This window comes from Paenarthrobacter nitroguajacolicus, assembly GCF_029952445.1.
Taxonomy (GTDB): Bacteria; Actinomycetota; Actinomycetes; order Actinomycetales; family Micrococcaceae; genus Arthrobacter; species Arthrobacter nitroguajacolicus_B.
Genome location: NZ_JAQPPK010000002.1, coordinates 38,217 through 61,337, shown reverse-complemented (window position 1 = coordinate 61,337; position 23,121 = coordinate 38,217). Strand labels below are relative to the sequence as shown.

Genomic DNA, 23,121 nt, shown 5'->3' with positions numbered 1-23,121 from the left:
TGAACTGCTACTTAGTTGGGTTCATTCGGGGAAAACAAAAGACCCGCACCGGCGAACCGGTGCGGGTCTTGATTTGTGCGCCCAAAGGGATTCGAACCCCTGACCTTCTGTTCCGTAGACAGACGCTCTATCCAGCTGAGCTATGGGCGCATTTCGCGTGATTCTCGGCGGTCTGTTTCTCTGACCCCCTCGAACCTCAATAAACTTTACAGAAGTTCATGTGAAGTTCCAAATCGAAAAGCTGTAATCTGCGCAACTAGACCGGTCTACGTGACCTTAGTCACTTAAAATCAGCTCCCAGGAATCGGGAACCTTGAATTCTAGGGGTTTTTTAGTTTTCAAGCAGGTGGATGTCCGATGTCTGACAGCGGATTGGTCTGGTCCGCGGCCCCTATCGTTTAGGACACACCACTGAACCCGAGGAAGGGAACCGCAATGGGCGATCTGGCGCGACTGCCGCTGCTTGAGAAGGCACCTACTACGCATGCACGCCTGCTGGCCTGGGTTGAGGAAGTTGCCGAGCTGACTCAGCCGGACCGCATCCACTGGGTTGATGGCAGCGAAGCAGAAAACAAGAAGCTCACAGACGAACTCGTCGAGGCCGGCACCCTGAAGCGGCTCAACCCGGAAACGTTCCCGAATTCCTTCGCGGCGTTCTCCGACCCCGCTGACGTTGCCCGCGTTGAAGAGCAGACCTTCATCTGCTCCGAGAACGAGCGTGACGCAGGCTTCACCAACAACTGGATGGCTCCGGCCGAAATGAAGCAGAAGCTGCGCGGACTGTTCGCCGGCTCCATGCGTGGCCGCACCATGTACGTCATCCCGTTCGTCATGGGCCACCTCGATGCAGAAGACCCCAAGTTTGGCGTTGAGATCACCGACTCCGCCTACGTCGTTGCCTCCATGCGCATCATGGCCCGCATCGGCACTGACGTCCTGGACCGCATCACCCAGACCGATGCCTTCTTCGTTCCCGCCCTCCACTCGCTGGGCGCGCCGCTGGAAGCCGGCCAGGCCGACGTCGCATGGCCCTGCAACCCGGACAAGTGGATTGTCCACTTCCCCGAAGAGCGCTCCATCTGGTCCTTCGGCTCCGGCTACGGTGGAAACGCACTGCTCGGCAAGAAGTGCTACGCGCTGCGCATCGCTTCGGTCATGGCACGTGATGAGGGTTGGCTCGCTGAGCACATGCTCATCCTGAAGCTGACCTCCCCCGAGCAGAAGACGTACTACGTCTCCGCGGCCTTCCCGTCCGCTTGTGGCAAGACCAACCTCGCGCTGCTCGACCCGACCATTAAGGGCTGGAAGGTTGAGACCCTGGGTGACGACATCACCTGGATGCGCTTTGGCAAGGAAGGTGAACTCCGCGCCGTCAACCCCGAAGCCGGCTTGTTCGGCGTCGCACCCGGCACGGGTTGGGGCACCAACCCCAACGCCATGCGCGCCATCGCCAAGGGCAACAGCATCTTCACCAACGTAGCCCTGACCGACGACGGTGGCGTCTGGTGGGAAGGCATGACGGAGGATACTCCGGCACACCTGACCGACTGGCGCGGTGAGTCCTGGACTCCGGACTCCGACGCGCCCGCCGCACACCCGAACTCACGCTTCTGCACGCCGATCGACCAGATCGACATGTTGGCCGAAGAGTACTTCAGCCCCGAGGGCGTGGAGCTGTCCGCGATCCTGTTCGGTGGCCGCCGCAAGACCACAATCCCCTTGGTAACCGAGGCCCGCAGCTGGTCGAACGGCATCTTCATGGGTTCCACTTTGTCCTCGGAAACCACCGCCGCTGCCGCTGGCGCCGTCGGTGTTGTCCGCCGCGACCCCATGGCCATGCTGCCGTTCATCGGCTACGACGCAGGCGACTACCTGAACCACTGGGTCAACCTGTCCTCCAAGGCCAACGCGGAGCGGTTGCCCAGGATCTTCCTGGTCAACTGGTTCCGCCGCACGGCTGAGGGTGGCTTCGCTTGGCCTGGATTCGGTGACAACGCACGCGTGCTCAAGTGGGCCATCGAGCGCCTGGAAGGCAAGGCTGACGCCGTCGAAACGCCGATCGGCTTTGTTCCGACCGGTGAATCCATCGATCTTGAGGGCCTCGACATGACGCCGGCCGAGGTTGAGGCCGCGGTCCGCGTCGACGCCGATGAGTGGGCAACTGAACTGGCATCCATCGAGGAATGGTTCGCGAACTTCGGCGAATCCCTCCCGGCGGCACTCCAGTCCGAGCTGGACGGTCTCAAGACCCGTCTGGGCTAGACCTCTTGGGGACAATGGCGTCCTTAAGTGAACGACGACGGCCTGTCACCTTTCGTTTGAAAGGTGGCGGGCCGCCGTCGTTCCTGGCTTGGTTCCTGGGCGACCGAACGATGGATGCCGTAGGTCCGCCGGGTTGCTACTGCACTGCAGGTGTGCGGAACTCAGGCCGGAGCCCGATTGATTCGAACACTGGTTCCATTTGCCGCGCGTGGGGGAGCGAAGAAATGACCACGGTGTCCAACTCGCGGTAGAAGGCTTCCCTGGCGCGGGTCATGGCGTGACGCAGTCCGCATTCGGTAATGAGGGGGCAGTTCTTGGTGGGGGACTGGCACTCCGCAGGATCCTGCCGGCTGTCCAGGTGACGCAGAACCTCACCCACGGTGGCCTGCCGACCGGCGTCGTTCAAGCGTGACCCACCCAGCCGTCCGCGTTCGACGTCGATAAGTCCCAGTGCGCGCAAGCGGACCATCGCCTTGCTGACGTGGTTGTAGGGGGTTCCGACGGCGTCTGCGACGGCCTGCGTGGTCAGCAGTGAACCCTCCGGGGCAGCAGCCAACACCATGATGGCCCGAAGGCTCACATCTGCGAAGGCGTTGATCTTCATGGAATCAGTTTAGATCGTCGGTCTAGTCCACCCAGATGGATGGCTCGTTGGTATCCGGCTCCATGGCGGCGAAGGTGAAACCGCCAGCTCCCGGGACATAGGGAATGATGGCAGCCCGGACAGCACCATCACGGTGCTCCGCTGCGCCATGGATGCCATCCGAACCGTGTTCGGGCAGGCTGACATCGCTGACGATGGCAACGGCCCGGAAGTCTTCGCGGCCTTGGCGCAACAGTTCGTGGAGGTCGGACAGCATTTGCCCGGCGTCGACGTGGCCGTCCTCGTCCGGTTCCCCCGGAGTTACCATGACGATCCGGAGTTCACCATCGTTCGCCAGCGTGATGGCGAAGGGAAAGAAGCCGCCATTTTGTTGGAGATGTTCCTGGGCAGTACCAAGACCAGTGCCCAAGGTCTCCCTGAGCTCGCGGTCCTGCGCCGATTCTTCCGGGGAGGTTGTGCCGGCGGATTGCTCGCTCATGCCGACCACACTCTTGCCTCGGCGGGTATTACCGCTGACTCCCCGAATGCGACCGCTTGGTGTTCTCCCACGAGTTCGTAGGGTTTCAGGATGTGCATCGACAGTCCCTCGGCGTGCTCAATGTGCAGCCTCACCGCGTCCACGACTCCGCCGTCGTCAGCCTGGATGCTGATATCGGCCAGGATGCAGGTCCCACGGAGCCCTTCCCGGTCCTTGCGGAAACCTTCTGTCATCAGCTGAACCGCCTCCGCGGAATCCACGTCGCCGTCTTCGTTGGGCTCCAGATAAGCCATGCTGTGCCCCACCACGCCCTCAAGATCGGTGGTGATCCCGTAGGGGGCAAGGACGCCGTTCTTAGCCAGCTGATCCTGGGCGAAAGGAACAGCGACGCCCACCAAGCTGAACACATCCTGGATGGCCTGCTCGGAGAGGCCCTCGTGCCACCATTCCTCCGCCGGGCTCGGGGACTCGCCGGTCCACACGTGGGCAGTCTGTGCCTCCACGCGGGGTTCGCTGAACGTGGGGTGCTTCAGGAACTTCTTTCGAGTGAAGTCCACACGGATGATCTGGCTTATGCCACTGCGGTGTTCAGCCCAAAGGTGGAGGGTGTCCTCCGTCTTGCCGGACTGCGGATCCAATACGGCAACCATTGCGAGGAGGTTATCGGCATGGCCCGAAAAGAGATCGATGGTCAGCTTCACGGCCACCAGCGGGTCCGGCGGCATGCTCCCCTGGATTTCCTGGGGGACTTCACCGCGGTGGATGGCGCCGTCATGGTCGAGCATGAAGACGAACGGAGTAAAGCCCTTGTTGATCACCAACTGCGCGTCGGCCAATTTAAGGGCCTCGGCCACGACTGCGGCCAGTTCGGTGTCAGGGGAGATCCGCGCCTCGGAGGGAAGCTGCGTCATGGCTGTAAGCCTAGCCCCGGACCAGCGCCAGGACGCGGTCGCGGATCTTCTCCATGGTGGCCTGGTCCTTGGCTTCGGCGTTCAACCGCAGGAAGGGCTCGGTGTTGGAAGGACGCAAGTTGAACCACCAGCTACCGTCCTTTGCCGTGAAGGTGCTGCCGTCCATGTGATCGATGTCGATGTCTTCGGTTTCAAAGTCCGCGCGTACGCGTTCCACGGCGCCGGCCTTGTCTTCGATCTCCGAGTTGATCTCGCCCGACGAGACGTACGGTTCGTACTGGCGGCCGAGCTCCGAGAGCGGGCCGTCCTGCTCACCGAGGGCGGCAAGCACGTGCATGGCTGCGAGCATTCCGGTATCGGCGTTCCAGAAATCCCTGAAGTAGAAGTGCGCCGAGTGCTCTCCGCCGAAAACGGCGCCTTCCTCCGCCATGACAGCCTTGATGAAGGAGTGTCCCACACGGGTCCGCACGGCACGGCCGCCGTCCTTGGCCACGAGTTCGGGAACGGCTTTTGAGGTCAGGAGGTTGTGGATGATGACGGGGGTTTCTTCCCCGGACATCCGGGCCCGGGCAATCTCGCGGCGGGCGACCATCCCTGTGATGGCCGACGGCGAGACAGCGTCACCCTTTTCGTCTATCACGAAGCAACGGTCCGCGTCGCCGTCGAAAGCCAATCCGATGTCCGCGCCGTGCTTGACTACTGCCGCCTGGAGGTCGCGAAGGTTTTCCGGTTCCAGCGGGTTGGCGGGGTGGTTCGGGAAGGAACCATCCAGTTCGAAATAGAGCGGGACGATCTCGAAAGGCAATGCCGGAAGCAGCTTGTCGCCAAGGACTGCCGGAGTGGTCAGGCCGGCCATGCCGTTGCCGGCGTCGACAACGATCTTCAGCGGACGGGAACCTGAGAGGTCCACCAGTTTGCGCAGGTACTCGGAATAGTCCTTCAGGACATCGTGGACTCCGATCTCGCCGCGGGTGGCGGCGGACGGGATGCTTCCGGCGTTCAAGTACTGCTCGGCGAGTGCCTGGATTTCCTTCAGGCCGCTTTCGGACGAGATGGGCTGGGCGCCGGCCTTGGCCATTTTGATGCCGTTGTATTCGGCGGGGTTGTGGCTGGCGGTGAAAGTTGCGCCGGCAGCGTTCAAGGCGCCGCACGCGTAGTAGAGCTCATCTGTGGAGATCAGATCCAGGAGCTGGACGTTGGCTCCCCGGGTTGCCGCGCCGTTTGCGAAGGCTTGGCTGAACTCCGGTGATGAAGGACGCATGTCGCCACCAACGAGGACAGTTTCCCCTTCAAGGCCAAGGACGTCGATGAAGGCGGCGCCGACGGCCTCGACGATTTCAGCCGTGATGGATTCACCCACGATGCCCCGGACGTCATACGCCTTAAAGGATGCCGAGAGGTCGAATGTCTTGTTCTGCTCGCTAGTCACGGGCTCAATCCTACTGTGGCTACCCAGCGCGGCAGGAACCCGTGGGCGCTGTATGTGGATAGTCGTTATCCATACAGCTGTTATCCACATAGCGGGACCCGCCCGTTCTGGCTGTCAGGGGCGACTGGAATACTGGGGACATGGCCAACATTTCCCCAAACACTGCCGTTCCCGTGCAATCAGCAACCAAGCAGGAGGCGCTGGCGTGCCTTCGCGAACTGGTTGGCCACCCGGAGGCACAGTTCCACGATGGCCAGTTTGAAGCGATCGAGGCGTTGGTGGATGCGGGCCGCAGGGCGCTCGTGGTCCAACGCACCGGCTGGGGGAAGTCTGCCGTCTACTTCGTCTCGTCCTTGCTTTTGCGCAGACGGGGAGCGGGGCCAACGTTGATCGTCTCACCCCTGCTGGCGCTCATGCGTGACCAGGTGGCCGCAGCTGCACGGGCAGGGGTCCGGGCGGTCGCGATTAATTCCGCGAATGCGCTGGAATGGGACACGGTCCTGGCGCAGTTGGCCGCTGACGACGTCGACGTTCTGCTGGTGTCGCCGGAGCGCCTGACCAATCCGTCGTTCAGGGAGAACCAGCTTCCCGAGCTCATCCGGCGGACAGGGCTCCTGGTGATCGATGAAGCGCACTGTATTTCCGACTGGGGGCACGATTTCCGACCCGACTACCGCCGGATCTCGGACCTCATCGCCCAATTGCCGGAGACCGTTCCCGTCCTGGCGACAACAGCCACTGCCAACTCCCGGGTGGTCCATGATATTGAAGAGCAGCTCGGCGCGGGAGTGCTGACCATCCGCGGGGGCCTGGGCCGGGAGTCGCTGCGCCTGGGTGTCCTCAACCTTTCCGACTCCCGGGACCGGCTCGGCTGGCTGCTGACCCACCTCGCGGATATGCCGGGGAGCGGCATCATCTACACGCTCACTGTCTCCGCTGCAGAAGACACTGCCCGGCTGCTTTCCGAAGCCGGGCACAACGTGCTTGCTTACACGGGTCGAACAGACCCGGGCGATCGTGAGCGGGCAGAGCAACTCCTCAAGGACAACCAGGTTAAGGCACTGGTGGCAACCTCTGCCTTGGGCATGGGGTTCGACAAACCCGATCTGGGCTTCGTGATCCACCTCGGCGCCCCGTCATCGCCGGTTGCCTACTACCAGCAGGTGGGACGCGCCGGCCGTGGCGCAGCCAACGCAGATGTCCTCCTGCTGCCGGGATCAGAGGACCGCGAGATCTGGCAGTACTTTGCCACGGCGTCGATGCCTTCCGAGGAAAAGGCGGCGGCGGTGCTGGCTGTTCTGGGCGACGCTGGCTCTGCCATGTCCACCGTCGCGTTGGAAGCCCGGGTAGACCTCCGCCGTACGCCTCTGGAGCTCCTGCTGAAGGTCTTGGCCGTGGACGGTGCAGTAGAGCGCGTTGGCGGAGGTTGGCGGTCAACCGGGCGGCCGTGGCACTACGACGCCGAACGCTACGCCCGCATTGCCGAGGCCCGTGTGGACGAGCAGGATTCCATGGTGATCTACCAGGACACGGCCGGCTGCCGGATGGAGTACATCACCTCGGTCCTGGATGACGAAACAGCAGCCGCCTGTGGACGCTGCGACAACTGCGCCGGACGATGGTTCCCTGTTGATATCGCGGACTCGGCGGCAGACGCCGCGGGCCAGACGCTCCGCAGGGCAGGAATTGCCGTGGAGCCGCGGCTCCAATGGCCCAGCGGCATGGACCGGCTGGGCGTTGCGGTCAAAGGCAAGATCAAGCCGGACGAGAGCATTGCCGAGGGACGCGTTCTGGCCAGGCTGACAGACCTGGGTTGGGGTGGGGCCCTCCGGGAATTGTTCGCAGCCGGAGCGCCGGACCGTGCGGTGGATCCTGCGATGCTGCAGGCCTGTGTCCAAGTACTGCGTGAATGGTCCGGTGCCGAAGGCGGGACCCCGTGGAGCGGTGCGGGCCGACCCGCCGCTGTGGTCAGCATTCCTTCCCGGAGCAAGCCGGCGCTGGTTGATTCCCTGGCTCAAGGGATAGCCAGCATAGGCAGGATGCCGTACTTGGGCCAACTTCAGCCGGCGCACGGTGGGCCCACCGGAGCGCGCGGAGGCAATAGCGCCTACAGGCTTGCCGGGGTGTGGGATCGCTTGGTTATCGGGCCGGAACTTGCCCAAGCGCTGTCAGGGATCGGGAGCCAGCCAGTGTTGTTGGTGGATGATTTGGTCGACAGCCGCTGGACCATGACGGTTTCGGCCCGGGCTTTGCGGCAGGCGGGCGTCGCGGCAGTTCTCCCGCTGGCACTTGCGCAGGCCGGGTAGGCGCGGTAGGAAAGCGTCATGTTGTGATCGCTCCCACACCAGGTCTATAGGATCGAGGAAACACCCTTGCTGCCTATCGCTGAGCACCAGCTCGAACTTGGACCGGAGTCATGACCACAAGACCTAGTGCAGATATCGCAGAAGCCAGCCAAACCAGCTGGCGGCCGCGATTGGCCCTGCTGGTGGCAGCAACGTTCTTCATGGAGTTCCTGGACGGGACCATCCTGACCACAGCCATTCCCAGCATCGCCTCGGACTTCCGTGTCGCGCCAGCCGACATCAACATCACCATGACGGCCTACTTGGTAACGGTGGCGATGGGAATCCCCCTGAGCAGTTGGCTTGCTGAACGGTTCGGGGCCCGACGGATCTTCTGCCTGGCCATTTCCATCTTCACCATCGCTTCCCTGCTCTGCGCAGTGAGCACCGACTTGACCATGCTCACTCTCAGCCGGGTGGCCCAGGGGATGGGCGGGGCCATGATGGTTCCTGTCGGCACTCTGGTGGTCCTCCGTGGAACGCCCAAATCCGAACTGCTCCGGGCCACGGCGTACCTCGTGTGGCCCGGGCTCCTCGCTCCAGTTCTGGCTCCGATGGTGGGCGGAGCGCTCACCAGCTTCCTTTCGTGGCACTGGATCTTCATCATCAACGTTCCCCTTGGCCTGGCAGCGTTCATCGCCGCCCTCAGGCTGGTTCCACGCACACAGTTCGACGGGCGACGCCGCCTGGACTGGTTTGGTTTGCTGCTGACCACCCTGGGTGTCGGCGCCCTGGTGGTGGGGCTCGAAACCCTGGGCGGACACTCGTCCAACCTACTTGCCGTACTCGTGGTGACAGCAGGGGTGCTTTCCCTGGCGGGGGCCCTCTGGTGGATGAAGAAGGCCAGAGTGCCGCTGTTCAACCTCGGTGTTTTTGGCACCAGGACGTTCCGCGCGACGTCCACCGGCGGGTTCATTTACCGGCTGACCATCAGTTCTGTGCCGTTCCTGCTGCCCTTGATGTTCCAGGACGGGTTCGGCTGGGATCCGCTCAAGGCCGGCATCATGGTTGCTGCAGTCTTCGTGGGCAACATCGGGATCAAGCCCGCCACTACGCCCCTCATCAGGCGCTTCGGGTTCAAAGCCGTTCTTGTCTTTGCCTCCTTCGCCTCTGCAGTGACGTTCGCTTTGTGCGCCTTCCTCAACGCACAGACTCCCGAGCCTTTGATCTTTGCGTTGCTGCTGTTCAGCGGCGCCTTCCGCTCCATCGGCTTCTCCGCGTACGCATCAGTTCAATACGCGGACATCGTTCCTGGCCAGTTGCCTTCAGCCAACGCAATCTCGGCGACGCTAGTCCAGCTGGCTGCGGCCGCCGGGATCGCCGTCGGGGCCTTGTTCCTCCGCCTCTTTGAGGCAACCGCCGTGTTTGGAGCGGATCACGTGGGAGCCTACAAGGGAGCATTCATCGCCATGGCCATCCTGATGCTGATCAGCACCGTGGACAGCTTGACCCTCCACCGGCACGCTGGCGCGGAAGTCAGCGGCGTGGCAGCCGGCGCCAAGCGCCCCTGAGCCAAGCTCACCGGCGCCAAGCGCCCCTGAGCCAAGTCCCAAACACCGCGCTTTAAACGCAAAAGGTCCCGGTTCGAAAACCGGGACCAATTCGCGGAGACGGGGGGATTTGAACCCCCGGTGGAGTTGTGCCCCACACTTCATTAGCAGTGAAGCCCATTCGGCCGCTCTGGCACGTCTCCAATCGCTATTGCTAGCCCACCAAGGATACGCAGAACCTGCCGTCCAGCGCAAAACAGCTGTTGGTCAGTTGCTCCCGGCCAGCGAAAGCCACAGGAAGTGGTTGCTCCGGGCCTGCAGTGCTGCGGCCTGCCGGTTGTCCGAAGCTCCGGCGTGCCCACCTTCCAAGGCTTCATGGAACCAGACGTTCGGAATCCCCATGGCCTGCATCCGGGCGGCCATCTTCCGGGCCTGTACCGGCCCTACCCGGTCGTCGGAAGTGGCGGTCCAGATGAAGGTCTCCGGGTACTCCACGCCATCCCGAAGCAGGTGGTAGGGCGAGAAGGTGCGGATGAAGTCCCACTGCGCCGGAACGTCCGGGTCGCCATATTCGGCGATCCACGAGTAACCAGCAGAGAGCTTGGTGTAGCGGCGCATGTCCAAGAGCGGCACACCACAGGACACGGCACCGAACAGTTCCGGGTATTGGGTCAGCATGTTGCCCACCAGGAGGCCTCCGTTGGAGCCGCCCACGCAACCCAGCCTGCGGCGGCTCGTGACGCCCCGCGAGATCAGGTCACGGGCTACGGCGGCGAAGTCCTCGTAGGCGCGGTGCCGGTTCTCCTGGAGCGCCGCCCGGTGCCATGAGGGGCCGTACTCGCCGCCGCCGCGGATGTTGGCCACAACGTAGACGCCACCGCGTGAGTGCGCGGCAGCGCCGTCGTCGGACGATGTACCCACGGTGCGTCGCTCCAACCAGGCCCGCCCAATGGTCCCGCTGTACGCCGGAGTCCGGGACACCTCGAATCCGCCGTAGCCGGAAAGCTGGGTGGGGTTCTCGCCGTCGAGCACCAGGTCCTTGGACGCAACCTGGAAGTAGGGAACCTTGGTTCCGTCCTCGGAAACCGCGAAGTGCTGTTGGACTTCGTAGCCGGCTTCGTTGAAGAACGACGGCGACCGCTTCACCACTGCGTGTTCGCTCGCAACGCCGCCGGCCTCGGCGCCGGACGATGGAGCAGAAAGCGTTCCCCGGGTCAGGGTGGTGGGCGTCGTGAAGCCCGTGGCTACCAGCCAGAAGTCGTTCCCGGCGCCCGAATCAGAGATGTCTTCATCGTCCACGGCGTACGCGTTGACGTCGTGCAGGGGAGGGCAGGCATTCAAGACCGTGGATGCCCACGCTCCGCCGGCATCCACGATTGATGGGTCCAGCACGCGGATCTCAGAGGAAACATCCCGCAGGAGGTTCAGCAGCAGGTAGTCCTTGGTCCAGCTCCAGGACTGCAGGGACGTGCGCGCATCAGGGGTGAACAGAACCAGCAGGTCACGTGAACCCGCCAAGTAGCTTTCGAAATCCGCGGCCAGCAGGGAACCGGCAGGATGGACCTCGCCGGCTACCTCCCAGTCACCCTGGGGCCGGAAAAGCAGCCAATCCCGGTGGACGCTGATGTTGACGTCGGTGGGCACGTCAACGGCCACCCACGAGTCGTCGCGCAGGAGCCACGTACTGCGGTTGTAGAAGTCGATGTAGTCCACGGCGAATGTCCGCTCGAACCCGGGAGTGGAGTCGTGCGCCACCATGGCCAGCATGTGGTTTTCAGGAATCTCGAAGAGCCGTTCGGCGTCCGCGAGCGACTGGCCCCTGTGAAGCTTGACGCCGGTCCGTGCGTAGGAGGACGACGTCGCGGGCAGGCCCTCGGCTGTGCTGGACACGAGCAAGGTGTCGGCATCGAGCCAGCTGATGTTGCCCTTGGCGGTTGGGATGTCGAAGCCACCGGCTGCCGGGTCCACGAAGGTGCGCGATTCGACGTCGAACTCGCGGTGGCGGTCGGCGTCACCGCCGTCGGGGGAGAGCGAAACCATGGCCAGGCGGTACTCCGAGTCGTCCGCGGGGCGGAGGAATCCAGCCCCGTGGAAGACCCATTCGACGCCTTCGGCAGCAGCGAGGGCGTCGATGTCGAGCAGTACATCCCACTCTGGATCCTCGGTGAGGTAACTCTCCCAGGTGGTGCGCCGCCAGAGGCCCTTGGGGTGCTCCTGGTCCTTCCAAAAGTTGTAGTAGAAATCGCCGCGCTTGTTGACCATGGCGATCCGGTCCGTGGAGTCGAGGACTTCCAGGATGCCGGACTCGACTACCGCGTAGTCGGCGTCTTCCAGCAGCTCTTCGGTGCGGGCGTTTTGTTCCCGCACCCAGGCCAGCTGTTCTTCGCCGTGGATGTCTTCAAGCCAGGCGTTTTCGTCCGTGGGCTCAGGCGCGGACTCCGCCGCATGGCGCGGCCCGGAAGTTGGCGCGGTGTCGTTCTCGGAACGTGGCGACTGATCAGCTGCTGTGGTGGTCATCGCCCCATCCAAGCAACACAGTTCGACGGTAAGCAAGTCACGCAGAAGTTAGGCTGGAGCGTGGCTAAATCGCAAACCAACCGTGTTGCCCTGCTGGGGGCCGGCCCCCGGGGCACCAGTGTCCTTGAACGGTTGCTCGCGAATTGGGCTGCGGAGAGCACCCCGGGAACCACCCTCCACATCCATGTTGTGGATCCGTTCCCCGCCGGTTCGGGCCACGTGTGGCAGCCGGAGCAGTCGCGCCTGTACCTGATGAACACCCAGTCTTTCTATCCCACTTTGATCCCTGAAGACCCCCGGCTCGCAACGCCGCTGGCGGGGACTTCCTTCGATCAGTGGCGCGAGGCCCGGCGTCGGGATGGCGTTGGCCTGAACGACGCCGAAAAAGCCGAGCTGGCCACCCTGGATTCCCACGACTTCCCCAGCCGAGCGCTCTACGGCCGATACTTGCGGCAGACCCTGGCGGAGCTGCTGGAACGGATGCCCGACGGCGTCGAGGTCACCTTCCATGAAACGCTCGCCGTGGCTGCGCGGCCGGTTGACGGGATGTTCGACGTCGAGCTTGTCGACGGCGCGACGCTCACCGTGGATTCCGTGGTGCTGGCGTTGGGGCACATTGAATCCCGGCTGAATCCGGAGCAGAAATCCTTCAAGCGTGCCGCTGACGAGTTGGGCCTTCTGTACTTTCCGCCGGCACCTCCTGCCGACGTGGACTGGCAGGCGGTTCCGGACAGCCAACCAGTTCTTGTCCGCGGCATGGGCTTGAACTTTTTCGACGTCATGGGCCAGCTGACCGAGGGTCGCGGCGGCAAGTTCGTCGAAACCGGGGCGCCAGGTGCAGGGGTGCTGGAGTACAAGGCATCCGGCCGTGAGCCCAGGATCATCGCGGCTTCCCGCAGGGGTACCCCGTACCGGGCCAAGGCGGGATTGGACGGCTACTACCCACGCAGTATCACCATGCGGTACCTGACGGAGGACGCGGTTGTCCGCTTCCGGGCCGCGGACATCCAGCCCGGTTTCGACCACGACCTTTGGCCGTTGCTGCATCGGGACGCGTTGTGGGCTTACTACTCAACGCTTTCCCGCTCCCAGCCTGCGGCGATCAAGGATCCGGCACAGTTTTTGGCCGATCTCGAGGACGCTCTCCAGCCGCATGCCCACACCACGGCGAACTGGGAAAGCGACGTGGAAGTCCTCGTTGAAAAGCACGTGGTGGCTTCACGCCGGTTGAACCTGCGGGGACTCGCGGCACCCTTGGCGGGGCGTACCTTCGCGTCACGGCGTGACTTGGACGCCGCGATCACCGCGTATCTGGATGACGACGCGCGGCGTTCGGCGCTCGGTGAAGCGGACCCCGTGAAAATGGCTATCGGAGCCCTGCACACCGGCCGGGCCATCCTCAAGACCGTCGTAGCCGATGGCGGCATCACGGACGAGTCGTGGCTGGCAGGATTGCGTGGCTGGTTCGAATCGTTCGTCGAAGGACTGGCCAGCGGACCTCCGGCCCTGCGTTCGGAGCAGTTGGCCGCGTTGGCGCGTGCCGGCGTCGTGAGTTTTGTTGGACCGGACCCCAAATTCAGCGTGGACCGTGGCGCCAAGGTGTTCCGGGCCGCCTCGCCCTGGGTTCACGACGCGCCCGTGGAGGCGCCGACCCTCATTGAGGCGATGTCGCCGGCGAACAGGGTTGGCATCAACATTTCGCCCCTCCTCGAACAGCTCATGGCTGATGGCCTGGTGCGGACCAAGATCATGATGAGCGTGGAGGGCACACCCATGCAGACCACGGGCCTGGACGTCGAGCCACACCCGTACCGCCCCCTGGCCGCCAATGGTTCGATCACGGAAAACATGTACGTCCTGGGCCTGCAGTTGTCCTCTTCGCAGTGGGGCAACGCCATCGCGGCGGAGGCCCGTCCGCGCTCCGGGCCCGCCTATGCCAGCGGCCAGCGGACCCTTCGGGATGCCGACGAGATCGCGAGAAGCATTCTGGGTCTCTAAGGACGCGGGCTTGCGTCACTTGCCAGCCTTCGTTACTGTGTGAGCTGCATCACCCGTTGGGTGTGCGCGCTTTTGATCTGCGGCGGGAGAGTCCTGCCGGGTACATTTCGTCAGGCGCCGTAGGAGCAAACCCTCCCCAGGAATCTCTCAGGCCCATGTACCGCCGCGGCGAGGCAACTCTGGAAAGCAGTCCGGCCACCGGACTCACCGAAGGTGCAAGCAGGCCCATGCCTGCGGAAACTCTCAGGTCCACGTACAGAGCGGGGAGGAACCCGAATCAATGTGGCACCCTGTGCCGCCTGAACGACGGAGTTCCTTTGACGATTCATCCCACCACCGGCACCGATTCACCACATCTCGAACGCCAGCTCAGCAACCGCCACATCCAGCTCATCGCCATCGGCGGAGCGATTGGCACCGGCCTCTTCATGGGCTCGGGCAAAACCATCTCCGCGGCCGGCCCGTCGGTCATTTTCGTGTACATGATCATCGGCTTCATGCTGTTCTTCGTCATGCGGGCAATGGGCGAACTGCTCCTGAGCAACCTGAATTACAAGTCCTTCAGCGACTTCGCCGCCGACCTCCTGGGCCCTTGGGCCGGGTTCTTCACCGGCTGGACCTACTGGTTCTGCTGGGTCATCACCGGCATCGCCGACGTGATCGCCATCGCCGGGTATTCCCAGGAGCTATGGCCCTCCCTTCCCTTGTGGGTACCGGGACTGATCACCATCGGCATCCTCCTGCTTCTGAACCTGGCAACCGTGAAGGCCTTCGGCGAAACCGAATTCTGGTTCGCGCTCATCAAGATCGTGGCCATCGCAGCGCTCATCATCGTTGGCCTGTTCATGATCTTCAGCGGCTTCCAGTCCGACGCAGGGCCGGCCAGCTTCACCAACCTGTGGAGCCACGGCGGCTTCTTCCCGAACGAGTTCATGGGCTTTGTTGCCGGCTTCCAGATCGCGGTCTTCGCGTTCGTGGGCATCGAACTGGTGGGCACCACCGCTGCTGAAGCCAAGGACCCCGAGAAGAACCTCCCCAAGGCCATCAACTCCATTCCCATCCGCGTGCTGCTCTTCTACGTCGGTGCGCTGATCATCCTCATGTCCGTGACCCCCTGGACGCAGTTCGCCGCCGGCCACAGCCCCTTCATCGCCATGTTCTCCCTGGCGGGCCTCGGTGCAGCGGCCACCATCGTCAACCTGGTGGTGCTCACATCCGCCATGTCCTCGGCCAACTCCGGGATCTACTCCACCTCCCGCATGGTCTTCGGGCTGGCACAGGAGGGTGACGCGCCGAAGGTGTTCGGCGCGCTCTCCGGCCGCAAAGTACCCCGCAACGCCCTGTTCCTGTCCTGCGTCCTGCTGCTGTCCGGCGTCGTGCTCATGTACGCCGGCCAGGACGTCGGCAAGGCCTTTGACATGGTGACCACTGTGTCTGCGGTCTGTTTCGTGTTTGTCTGGTCGATCATCCTTGCCAGCTACCTGGCCTTCAGGAAGCGCCGGCCGCACCTGCACGACTCTTCGGCGTTCAAGATGCCCGGTGGCGTGGCGATGGTGTGGGTGGTGTTTGCCTTCTTTGCCTTCGTGCTGTGGGCCCTGACCACCCAGCCGGACACCCTGCTGGCCTTGCTGGCAACGCCCTTGTGGTTCGTGATTCTTGGCGTTGCGTGGCTCATCATCCGGCGTCGCCCAACGCACCTGGCCCGTTACGCGGCGTTCCAGGCTGAGTTGCAGCGCGATGCCGAGCGGACGGCGGAGCTGGAACCGGCCGACAAGTAGGCTTTCCAGCGCGATAAAGCAGGCCCTTCACGCTGGCTACGTGAAGGGCCCTGCTTTTTTGGCCTTATCTGGGAGTGCTTAGCCCCTCAGGCACTTCTGGTACTCCAACCAGGCGAAGGCGTACCGCAGCCAGCCCACGATGTCGTACCACTTTGACGGCTTGGTGGGCGCGGTGCACTGGGGCGGCTGGGGGCCGCTCGCGGCCACCTTTACCAGGGCCTTCACCACAGTTCCGCTTTCGACGGCGGTCAGCACCAGGGTGCCGGCGCCTTGGGCCGCCGCCGCGGGAACCTTGAGGTTCACCGTGGCCGCGCCCGCTGTGACGGGTACATCCCCGAGCACTACGGAAGCACCTTTGGCGTCAGTGAAGACCGCCTTGAGCGAGGTGTTGGCCGGGCTGCCGATCGAGGTGAGATTCAGCTTGGAGACAGCCAAAGTGATGGCCTCTCCGGGCTTGACCTCGGCCGCCGTGGTGTTGGCCACCGCAACGGATCGGCGCGCAAAGTCAGGCGACACAGGGTTGTGTTCGCGCAGGTACTTGATCCAGGCATCGCGGTCCACCAGGCCGGTGTCCTTGGTGTTGCTGCCTTCCTTGAACACCCGGAAGTTGTCGCCGCCGGTGGCCAGGAAGCTGAAGGTGCCCAGCCTGTACTGCTTGGCGGGATCCATTACGGCGCCGTTCACCCAGATTCCGGTGATGCGATCGCCTGCCGGGCGGGCGGCGTCGTAGGTGTAGTTGACGTTCTTGGACAGGCCCAGCTGCTGGTACGGGCGGCTGGGTACAGTGCCGTCAGGGTTGGTCTGCCACTGCTGCTCCAGGAGCGTCTTGAACTGCGCGCCTGTGAGGGACGTCGTCCAGAGGTTGTTCACGAAGGGCAGGACGGCGTTCGCCTCCGCGTAGGTGATGGTCCCGTCGGGTGCGTAGTAGAGCTCGTTCCGCAGCCCACCGGGGTTCACGACGCCGATCTCCGCCGCGCCCAGTTCAGGCGCCTTGAGCGTGTCCACCAGGGAGTCCGCCACAAGGTTTCCCAGCGTGGATTCGCTCGCGCGGTCGTCGCGCTTCGGGGCACCGCCGGCTGGATCCGGGGTGAAAGCGGTGGTGATATCAGCGGTCACTGCGCCCACCGGCTGGTTGCCGATCTCGGCGGCCTGGGCCAGGGCCTTGTCCACGATGGTTTTCACTGCCGCAACCCGGGGGTAGCTGGCAACGAGGCTTTCAGCGGTGTCCGTTGTCCGGTCCACGACTGCTGCTTTGTACGCTGTGACGGATTTACTGGCGGTGTCTACCGTGAGGGTCACACTGCCCACGTTTTCGCCGTAGTTACCGGTCTGTACGATGGGCCGGGTCTTTCCCGTGGGCTGGCCGTTGGCGTCCAGGATCGGAGCGTCCCAGGCATATTCCTTGTGGGTGTGGCCGGTGAAGATGGCCGCTACATCGGGAGTGGTTTCGTTGACCAGTTTGGCAAACGGACCGCCTGCGGCGACCTCCTGCTCCAGTGTGGCGCCCTCCGGCGTTCCGGAGGCGGCGCCGTCGTGGTTCTCCACAATGATGAGGTCTGCCAGGTTTTCAGCCTTGATCTTCGCGGCAACCCGGTTGATGGCCTCCACCGGATCCCCGAACTCAAGATCGGCAATTCCGGCCGGGGTCACCAGTGAAGGAACTTCCTGGGTCACGGTGCCAATGACGGCCACGCGCATGCCGTTCATGTCCAGGACCTTGTACTCCGGGAGAACCGGGGTGGTAGTGCCCTTTTGGTAGACATTTGCGCCCAGGTAGGCGAACTTGGCGTTGGTACCTCCAGCGATGACGCGGTCGCGCAGGTCCGGCCAACCGCCGTCGAACTCGTGGTTGCCCACTGCGGAAGCCTGCAGCTCCAGCGCGTTCAGGACATCGATGGTGGGCTGGTCTTTCGCCACTGAGGACGCGAACAGGGACGCGCCAATGTTGTCACCTGCAGAGATGAATGCTGTTGCGCCGGGTGCGGCTGCGGCCCGGAGCTTCTCCACGGTTCCGGCGAAGAGCACGGTGTTGGTGTCGATGCGGCCGTGGAAGTCGTTGATGCCCAGGAATTGCAGGTCCACTGTGGCCGGTGCGTCGGGGGCCAGGTTCAGGCCCACCACCACGGGGTCGTGGTCGCTGGCCCTGAACTCGTCCGCGGCATAGTAGTTGGTCACATTGTTGTTATACCTGCTGTACTCCAGGGCCACCGACTCAACGGAGTTGATGTTCCAGATGTCGGTTCCCGTGACTTTTCCTGCCGCCGACGGGGACGCCAGAATGTGGTCCAGCGAACCCACCATGCCGCCGAACAGGTAGGAGTGCTTGCCCGTTCCGACTTCAAGGTCGGTGTACCCGGCACCGGTGAGGACGTTGATGGGATCTTCCTTGGCGTAGGCGTTGAAGTCGCCGATCAGGAATACCTTGTCCGTGCCCTTGGAAGCCTGGAGATCCTTGGAGAACTGAAGGAGCGATTCGGCCTGCTTGGTGCGCGCAAGGTTGGAGGCGCCCTGGCCCTTGTCGGTATCGTCCGGAGTGGCCGCGGAGCCCTTGGACTTGAAGTGGTTCACGATTGCGATGAACTTCTTGTCATCCGCCGCACCCACGGGCTTGAACACCTGTGCCAGCGGCTTGCGCGCACTTGCGAAGGCCACGGTGTCATTGTGGATGATGGACTCGCCGACGGGCTCTGCCGCGGCCTTCTTGAAAATGAAGGCGGTGCGGATCATGTCCTCGTCGCTCAGCGGGGGAGCGTTGGCGGGAGTGCGCACGTAGTCCCACACGCCCGGCGTCTTGACGTTGAGCGCGTCAACCAGCCTGGAGAGGGCATCATCCCGGTTCTTGCCGAACTGGGCTGAGTTTTCGATCTCTTCAAGGGATACGACGTCGGCGCCGGACTTGGTAATGGCCGCGACGATCTTGGCCTGCTGGCGCTCGAAGTTCTCAGCGTTGGCCGCACCGCGGGCGTTGCAGCCCTCCTTGACCGTGATCGGGTTGCCATCGCGGTCGGTGTAGAAGACGCAGCCGCTCAGCTGGTCGCCTGTGGTGGGGAAGTAGTTGAGGACGTTGAAGGACGCCAGCTTGAGGGTCCCTCCGACGTCGGCGGGACCATTGGGCCGGGTACCCGTGAAGGACGCGGGTTGGACGGAGTCGGCGTTGGCAGGGGTGAGGGCGGTCAACGGCTGGAATTTCCAGGAGTTGTTGCCGTAGCCCAGGATCACGTCGGTCTTGAACTTCGCGGGCGAACCCACGCGGACAGGATCCGAGGTGGTCAGGTACGGCAGCTGCTGGGCCTTTGTGGTGGCGTCCTTGAGGAAGTTCGTGGACGCGCCGTCGTCGAGCTTGATTCCGCGCAGGGCATTGTCCGCGACCACAGCGGCGTACTCCGGCGAACCGTAGGTGGCCACCGCCGTCGGCTGTACCAAAGGCGAGGTGCCTGCAGCGAGGCCGATTTCGCCATACTGGTTGAGGGAGTAGTTATCGGTGACGGTGAAGTCGCCTTGCGGGGAGACGAGCATGCCCTCGAGGCTCTCGCGTGCAGCTTCATTGGCCGGCAGAGCGAAGGGGGTGGACTTGACCTCCGGCGCCGCCTCGCTGAGCTTCTTGAGCCCCGCGGCCTCAACGGTGAGCTGGGTCTGGTTGGCGAATTCGCTGACCGCTCCGGTGAGTTCCAGGTAGTCGCCCGGCTGGACCGCTGCCGCCGTCGTGGGTGAGTAGACGAACAAAGCGTCCGACGCCGTCCTGGCCGCCCCGCCGGTATCGCCGCCGGTTCCGGGGGTCTGGACGTAGTAGCCGTTGAATCCGCCGGATGCGTAGACGGCGGTGACCTTGCCGCGCGTCGTCAACGTGCTGCCGACGAACGGGCTGGCGGCACCGGTGCCCTGGACTTCGGCGATGCTCTTTACCCCGGGCTGCGGTTCAGGATCTGTGGGCGGGGTTCCGCCGTTCGAAGCGGTGGGAGTGATGGTGGCGCTGAGGCTGAAATCCGCGGCGTTGGAGTCCGTATCTGCGCCGTTGGTCCGGTTGAGGCTCTTGACGTCGGCGTTGCTGGTTGGTGCTGTGGCCGCTGCCGTCTCAAAAGTGTTGGAGGTGCCGTAGCCCAGGAGGTCTGCAATGGCAGCGTTTCCGGTGACCGAACCGGCAGGAAGCGGCGAAACCGCGGTGCTCTGTTTGGCCAAAACAAGCGTCCCCGTGGTTCCGCTGGGGTTCAGTGTTCCGCTTGCCTGCACGTCCGGAGTCGGCAGTGCGGGGGCCGTTGAAGTGCCACTGTTGGTGGCTCCTTGAACGAGGTAGTAGCCCTTGGCCGGGATGCTGCCGGTGAGGGGAGTGATGCCCGTGGGCGCCGTGGTGGCGGTAGCGGACCTGTACTGCAAGGACCACCCTGCCAGGCTGACCGGTGCGTCCGAGGAATTGTAAAGCTCCACGAACTTGTTCTTGAAGGCGGCGCCGATGCTGCCGCCGCTCAGGTACGCCTCGTTGATCACCACCGGCGAGTTGCTGGTGGTGGCGGCCGGATCGTCCGCCGCGAAGGCGGGTGCCGCTGTCAGTGCGGCTGCGAGCAACCCGACTGACAGGACTGTTCCCGCCGCTGTTTTCCAGTGTTGTTGATGCATCCGCTCTAACTTTCATTAGGGAGCCCTGTGGGGCCCTGTGGACGACGCCCGCTGTCTTGTGAAGTGGGCGATGTGCCCGGAAGTTACTCCGGGGTAAAGCTGCCTCGGGCATAGCTGAACACGAACGGATGAATGGGAAGTGGCCCCGCGGTGGCCGGAGGGTTTGCCGGCCAGCACGGGTCCTTACTTGGCGGCGCCCTTGAGGGTGCCGGTGGTAGCGGCTCCGGCGGCAGCACCAATCAGGCAGACGACCTCACGGTCGCCGGTCTTCCAGGATTCGCTGGTGGGGTGGAGGTACGTGACTTCCAACGCGGATTCTTCGATGGGCAAGCCCACGAACCCGGCGAACTGTGCGCCGCAGAACTCTTCTGCCTTGCTACCAACCTCCGTGGTTCCCGGGAACGCGGAGCTGTCGAGGTTGGTCACGGCGTAGGCTTCCAGGTCATGGCTCTGGTCGCAGGGAATGATGGTGACGTCCATGACTTCATCGGTGTCAGGGTTGGCGATGCAGTCGCCCAGCTTCACCTTGAAGGCGTCAGCTTTGGACGATTCCGTCGGTTTGCCGGATTCGTCCCGCTTGGCGTCCCCGCTGCTGATGAGCGAACATCCCGCCAGCGCAAGCGATGCCATGGTCAGTACGGCAGCAGCCCTGATGGTCTTTGGAAGGTGGAGCATTCTGGTCCTCATTCGGGAAGGAACACAGGATTTCGGTTGAACGGCGCCTGTGGTCAGTGATGAGGGACGCAACAGTTATTCTCACGCCGGTCGATCCCCCAAGGCCGACGAGTGAGAGGCCCCGGCCGGCCGCCCTTGGGTAGGGGGCAGCCCTGGCCGGACCCGAATTTTCATAGTCTAGGCCGTCTGCCCCTGGTCCTGGATCACCTTGAACACGGCACCGGTCGGATCGGACAGCGTAGCCAACCTGCCAAAGGGTGTGTCCTCCGCTGCCTGCATAACGGCGGCACCAAGGGCTGTTGCCTGCTCAACAGTGGCGTCAGTGTCCGCAACGGCGAAGTACACACTCCACATCGAGGGGACCTGCTGAGGCAGGAAGCCGGAAGCGTCCATGATGCCGGCCTTTGCGGTGTCTCCGGAGCCGAGGGTGGTGTAGCGGAATTCCGGGGTGTCGCTCATGACGTCCGTTTCCCAACCGAACACCTTCTGGTAGAACGCGACGGCGGAGTCGTAATCCTTCGACAGGAGCTCATGCCACGCGGGAGCACCTGCCTCCGCCGCGACCTCAAAGCCCTTCATCTCCCCGAACTGCCAAGCGCCGATCGAGGCACCTGAGGAGTCACCGTACATGGCCATGCTGCCTTGCTCCGGAACCTCCATAGGCTCCATGTACACCCGGCCACCGCTGGCGGCTACGGCTTCCGTGGTGGCTTTGATGTCGTCCGTCCGCAGGTACGTGGACCAGACGTCCGGCATGGCCCCCATGTCCTCCTGCTTCTGCATGATCCCAGCAACCATCCGGTCGTCCTTGGAGGCCGTGATGTAGCCGCCGTATTTCTCCTGGTCACCGGTCTGGAAGGTCCAGCCGAACAGCTCGCCGTAGAACTCCTTGGCCTTCCCGGTATCGGAAGTCATGAGGTCGATCCAGCAGGGTGCTCCCGGGGTGATGTCAGGCGTAGGCATATGTTGATGCTCCTGTGTTGTTGTTCCGCCGTGAAATCAGCGGCTGATGTCGGTGGTGTGGAGACAGTCAGAACACTATGCCGGGGGTCTGACAGTTTCAATGATCTTCTGGTTGTCAGTTCTCAGATCCGGGAAAACCGGCTGTTGGAAAACAAAATAATGTCAGTCCCTCACGGCAAGGTGGAGAGTGCGTCCCGTCTACCCGAAGGCAGTTGTGCATATTCTTTTTTCCGATGAGTCAGGCAGCCCGAAGCCGCCGGACAAAGTCCAAACCGGCGATCTGTTCGTTCTGGGCGGTGCCATCATCCCCGAGGAGGTCTGGCACAGCGTGAATCGGTCCATGAAGACCCTGCAGGACGAGTACGAAGCACCTGGCGAACTGAAGTGGCGGCACTTCTTCAATCGTTCGGGGGACAGCCCGCTTTCGCATCTGACACCGGCCCGCAAAGACGAGATGCGCGAGAAGCTTTACAACGTCATCACGTCAACGAAATCCATCCGACTGCTGGCTGTGGTGGTGGACCAGCCGCGAGCGTACGCCCTGCCCGGCGTTAACTGCTTGGATGACATTTATCAGCGCGCCTACAAAGTCCTCTGTGAGCGCTTCCAGTACTTCCTTCAAGACATGCAACGGGCGAGTGGCGTTTCCATCAACGGCATGATCGTCATGGACAACCGAGGACCCCGCGATGACAGGTTGCTTCAGGACTTCCACAGCGCCTTGGTCAACGGTGACGGGGCGAACCTCAGCACGTACAACAACTTCGTTGAAGGGCTTTTCATTGCGCCATCACACCACAGCGTAGGGATTCAGCTTGCCGACATGGTTGGCGGCGCCGTATATCGGGCCGAAACCAAAGGAGACAGGCGGTTCCTTGACCCGCTCCTGCCTTCCTTCAGGCAGAGCCCCGAGGGGCGGGTGGATGGCTATGGCATCGCGCGCGTTCCCCATGGGCGTTAAATCAAAGACGCCGTGTCGGGGGTTTCCCCCCAAACCTGCGATTATCGACGCAGTCACGGCGTACCACTATCTTTGCACGAATTGCACGAAATACCCACA

14 protein-coding genes, 2 tRNA genes and 1 riboswitch are annotated in these 23,121 nt (G+C 63.3%); of the genes, 6 read left to right on the top strand and 10 right to left on the bottom strand.

Going from position 1 to position 23,121, the window contains the following annotated elements:
• Nucleotides 1-76: 76 nt before the first annotated feature.
• Nucleotides 77-150 (bottom strand) — tRNA-Arg (locus PJL15_RS01660).
• Between the two features lie 285 nt (nucleotides 151-435).
• Between PJL15_RS01660 and PJL15_RS01655 the strand changes: the two genes are divergently transcribed.
• Nucleotides 436-2,262 (top strand): phosphoenolpyruvate carboxykinase (GTP), encoded by a 1,827-nt coding sequence (locus PJL15_RS01655; RefSeq protein WP_281449472.1) that lies wholly within the window; start codon nucleotides 436-438, stop codon nucleotides 2,260-2,262.
• A gap of 136 nt (nucleotides 2,263-2,398) precedes the next feature.
• On the opposite strand, the gene PJL15_RS01650 is transcribed toward PJL15_RS01655, so the two are convergent.
• Genes PJL15_RS01650 through PJL15_RS01635 form a run of 4 tightly spaced genes read right to left on the bottom strand, consistent with a single transcriptional unit; the run spans nucleotide 2,399 to nucleotide 5,684 of the window.
• A complete protein-coding gene (locus tag PJL15_RS01650) occupies nucleotides 2,399-2,866 on the bottom strand; it encodes an RrF2 family transcriptional regulator (protein WP_281449471.1) in 468 nt (155 codons plus the stop codon).
• A gap of 22 nt (nucleotides 2,867-2,888) precedes the next feature.
• Complete coding sequence (locus tag PJL15_RS01645; RefSeq protein ID WP_281449470.1) at nucleotides 2,889-3,344, bottom strand: hypothetical protein; 456 nt, start codon at nucleotides 3,342-3,344, stop codon at nucleotides 2,889-2,891.
• The gene (locus PJL15_RS01640) at nucleotides 3,341-4,255 is read right to left on the bottom strand and encodes a hypothetical protein (RefSeq protein WP_281449469.1); all 915 of its coding nucleotides are present in this window, start codon (nucleotides 4,253-4,255) and stop codon (nucleotides 3,341-3,343) included. Before PJL15_RS01640 ends, PJL15_RS01645 begins: the two co-directional genes overlap by 4 nt.
• 10 nt (nucleotides 4,256-4,265) lie before the next feature.
• Nucleotides 4,266-5,684, bottom strand: coding sequence for a phosphomannomutase/phosphoglucomutase (locus PJL15_RS01635; RefSeq protein ID WP_281449468.1), 1,419 nt, complete (start codon nucleotides 5,682-5,684; stop codon nucleotides 4,266-4,268).
• A 140-nt stretch (nucleotides 5,685-5,824) separates the two neighbouring features.
• Between PJL15_RS01635 and PJL15_RS01630 the strand changes: the two genes are divergently transcribed.
• Entirely contained in the window at nucleotides 5,825-7,990 is a 2,166-nt protein-coding gene (locus PJL15_RS01630; protein WP_281449467.1) for a RecQ family ATP-dependent DNA helicase, read from the top strand.
• Nucleotides 7,991-8,100: 110 nt separating this feature from the next.
• Nucleotides 8,101-9,540 (top strand): MFS transporter, encoded by a 1,440-nt coding sequence (locus PJL15_RS01625; RefSeq protein WP_281449466.1) that lies wholly within the window; start codon nucleotides 8,101-8,103, stop codon nucleotides 9,538-9,540.
• A gap of 94 nt (nucleotides 9,541-9,634) precedes the next feature.
• On the opposite strand, the gene PJL15_RS01620 is transcribed toward PJL15_RS01625, so the two are convergent.
• A tRNA-Ser gene (locus PJL15_RS01620) sits at nucleotides 9,635-9,722 on the bottom strand.
• Nucleotides 9,723-9,786: 64 nt separating this feature from the next.
• Nucleotides 9,787-12,036, bottom strand: coding sequence for a prolyl oligopeptidase family serine peptidase (locus PJL15_RS01615; RefSeq protein ID WP_281449465.1), 2,250 nt, complete (start codon nucleotides 12,034-12,036; stop codon nucleotides 9,787-9,789).
• A gap of 60 nt (nucleotides 12,037-12,096) precedes the next feature.
• Here PJL15_RS01615 and PJL15_RS01610 point away from each other — a divergent pair, with 60 nt between their 5' ends.
• Together PJL15_RS01610 and cycA are read left to right on the top strand one after the other, a co-directional pair.
• A complete protein-coding gene (locus PJL15_RS01610) occupies nucleotides 12,097-14,034 on the top strand; it encodes an FAD/NAD(P)-binding protein (protein ID WP_281449464.1) in 1,938 nt (645 codons plus the stop codon).
• 73 nt (nucleotides 14,035-14,107) lie between these two features.
• Nucleotides 14,108-14,207, top strand: a riboswitch (glycine riboswitch).
• A gap of 54 nt (nucleotides 14,208-14,261) precedes the next feature.
• Complete coding sequence (gene cycA / locus PJL15_RS01605; RefSeq protein ID WP_432443784.1) at nucleotides 14,262-15,812, top strand: D-serine/D-alanine/glycine transporter; 1,551 nt, start codon at nucleotides 14,262-14,264, stop codon at nucleotides 15,810-15,812.
• Between the two features lie 78 nt (nucleotides 15,813-15,890).
• Here the strand turns inward: cycA and PJL15_RS01600 are convergent, their stop codons facing one another.
• The 3 genes from PJL15_RS01600 to PJL15_RS01590 form a co-directional block, all read right to left on the bottom strand.
• Nucleotides 15,891-20,423, bottom strand: coding sequence for an ExeM/NucH family extracellular endonuclease (locus tag PJL15_RS01600; RefSeq protein WP_281449462.1), 4,533 nt, complete (start codon nucleotides 20,421-20,423; stop codon nucleotides 15,891-15,893).
• A gap of 183 nt (nucleotides 20,424-20,606) precedes the next feature.
• Nucleotides 20,607-21,098: a septum formation family protein gene (locus PJL15_RS01595; protein ID WP_281449461.1), complete on the bottom strand. Its 492-nt coding sequence runs from the start codon at nucleotides 21,096-21,098 to the stop codon at nucleotides 20,607-20,609.
• 177 nt (nucleotides 21,099-21,275) lie between these two features.
• Nucleotides 21,276-22,061 (bottom strand): VOC family protein, encoded by a 786-nt coding sequence (locus PJL15_RS01590; RefSeq protein ID WP_281449460.1) that lies wholly within the window; start codon nucleotides 22,059-22,061, stop codon nucleotides 21,276-21,278.
• 214 nt (nucleotides 22,062-22,275) lie between these two features.
• Here PJL15_RS01590 and PJL15_RS01585 point away from each other — a divergent pair, with 214 nt between their 5' ends.
• Nucleotides 22,276-23,022, top strand: a complete 747-nt coding sequence (locus tag PJL15_RS01585) for a DUF3800 domain-containing protein (RefSeq protein WP_281449459.1) — start codon at nucleotides 22,276-22,278, stop codon at nucleotides 23,020-23,022.
• Nucleotides 23,023-23,121: the final 99 nt, after the last annotated feature.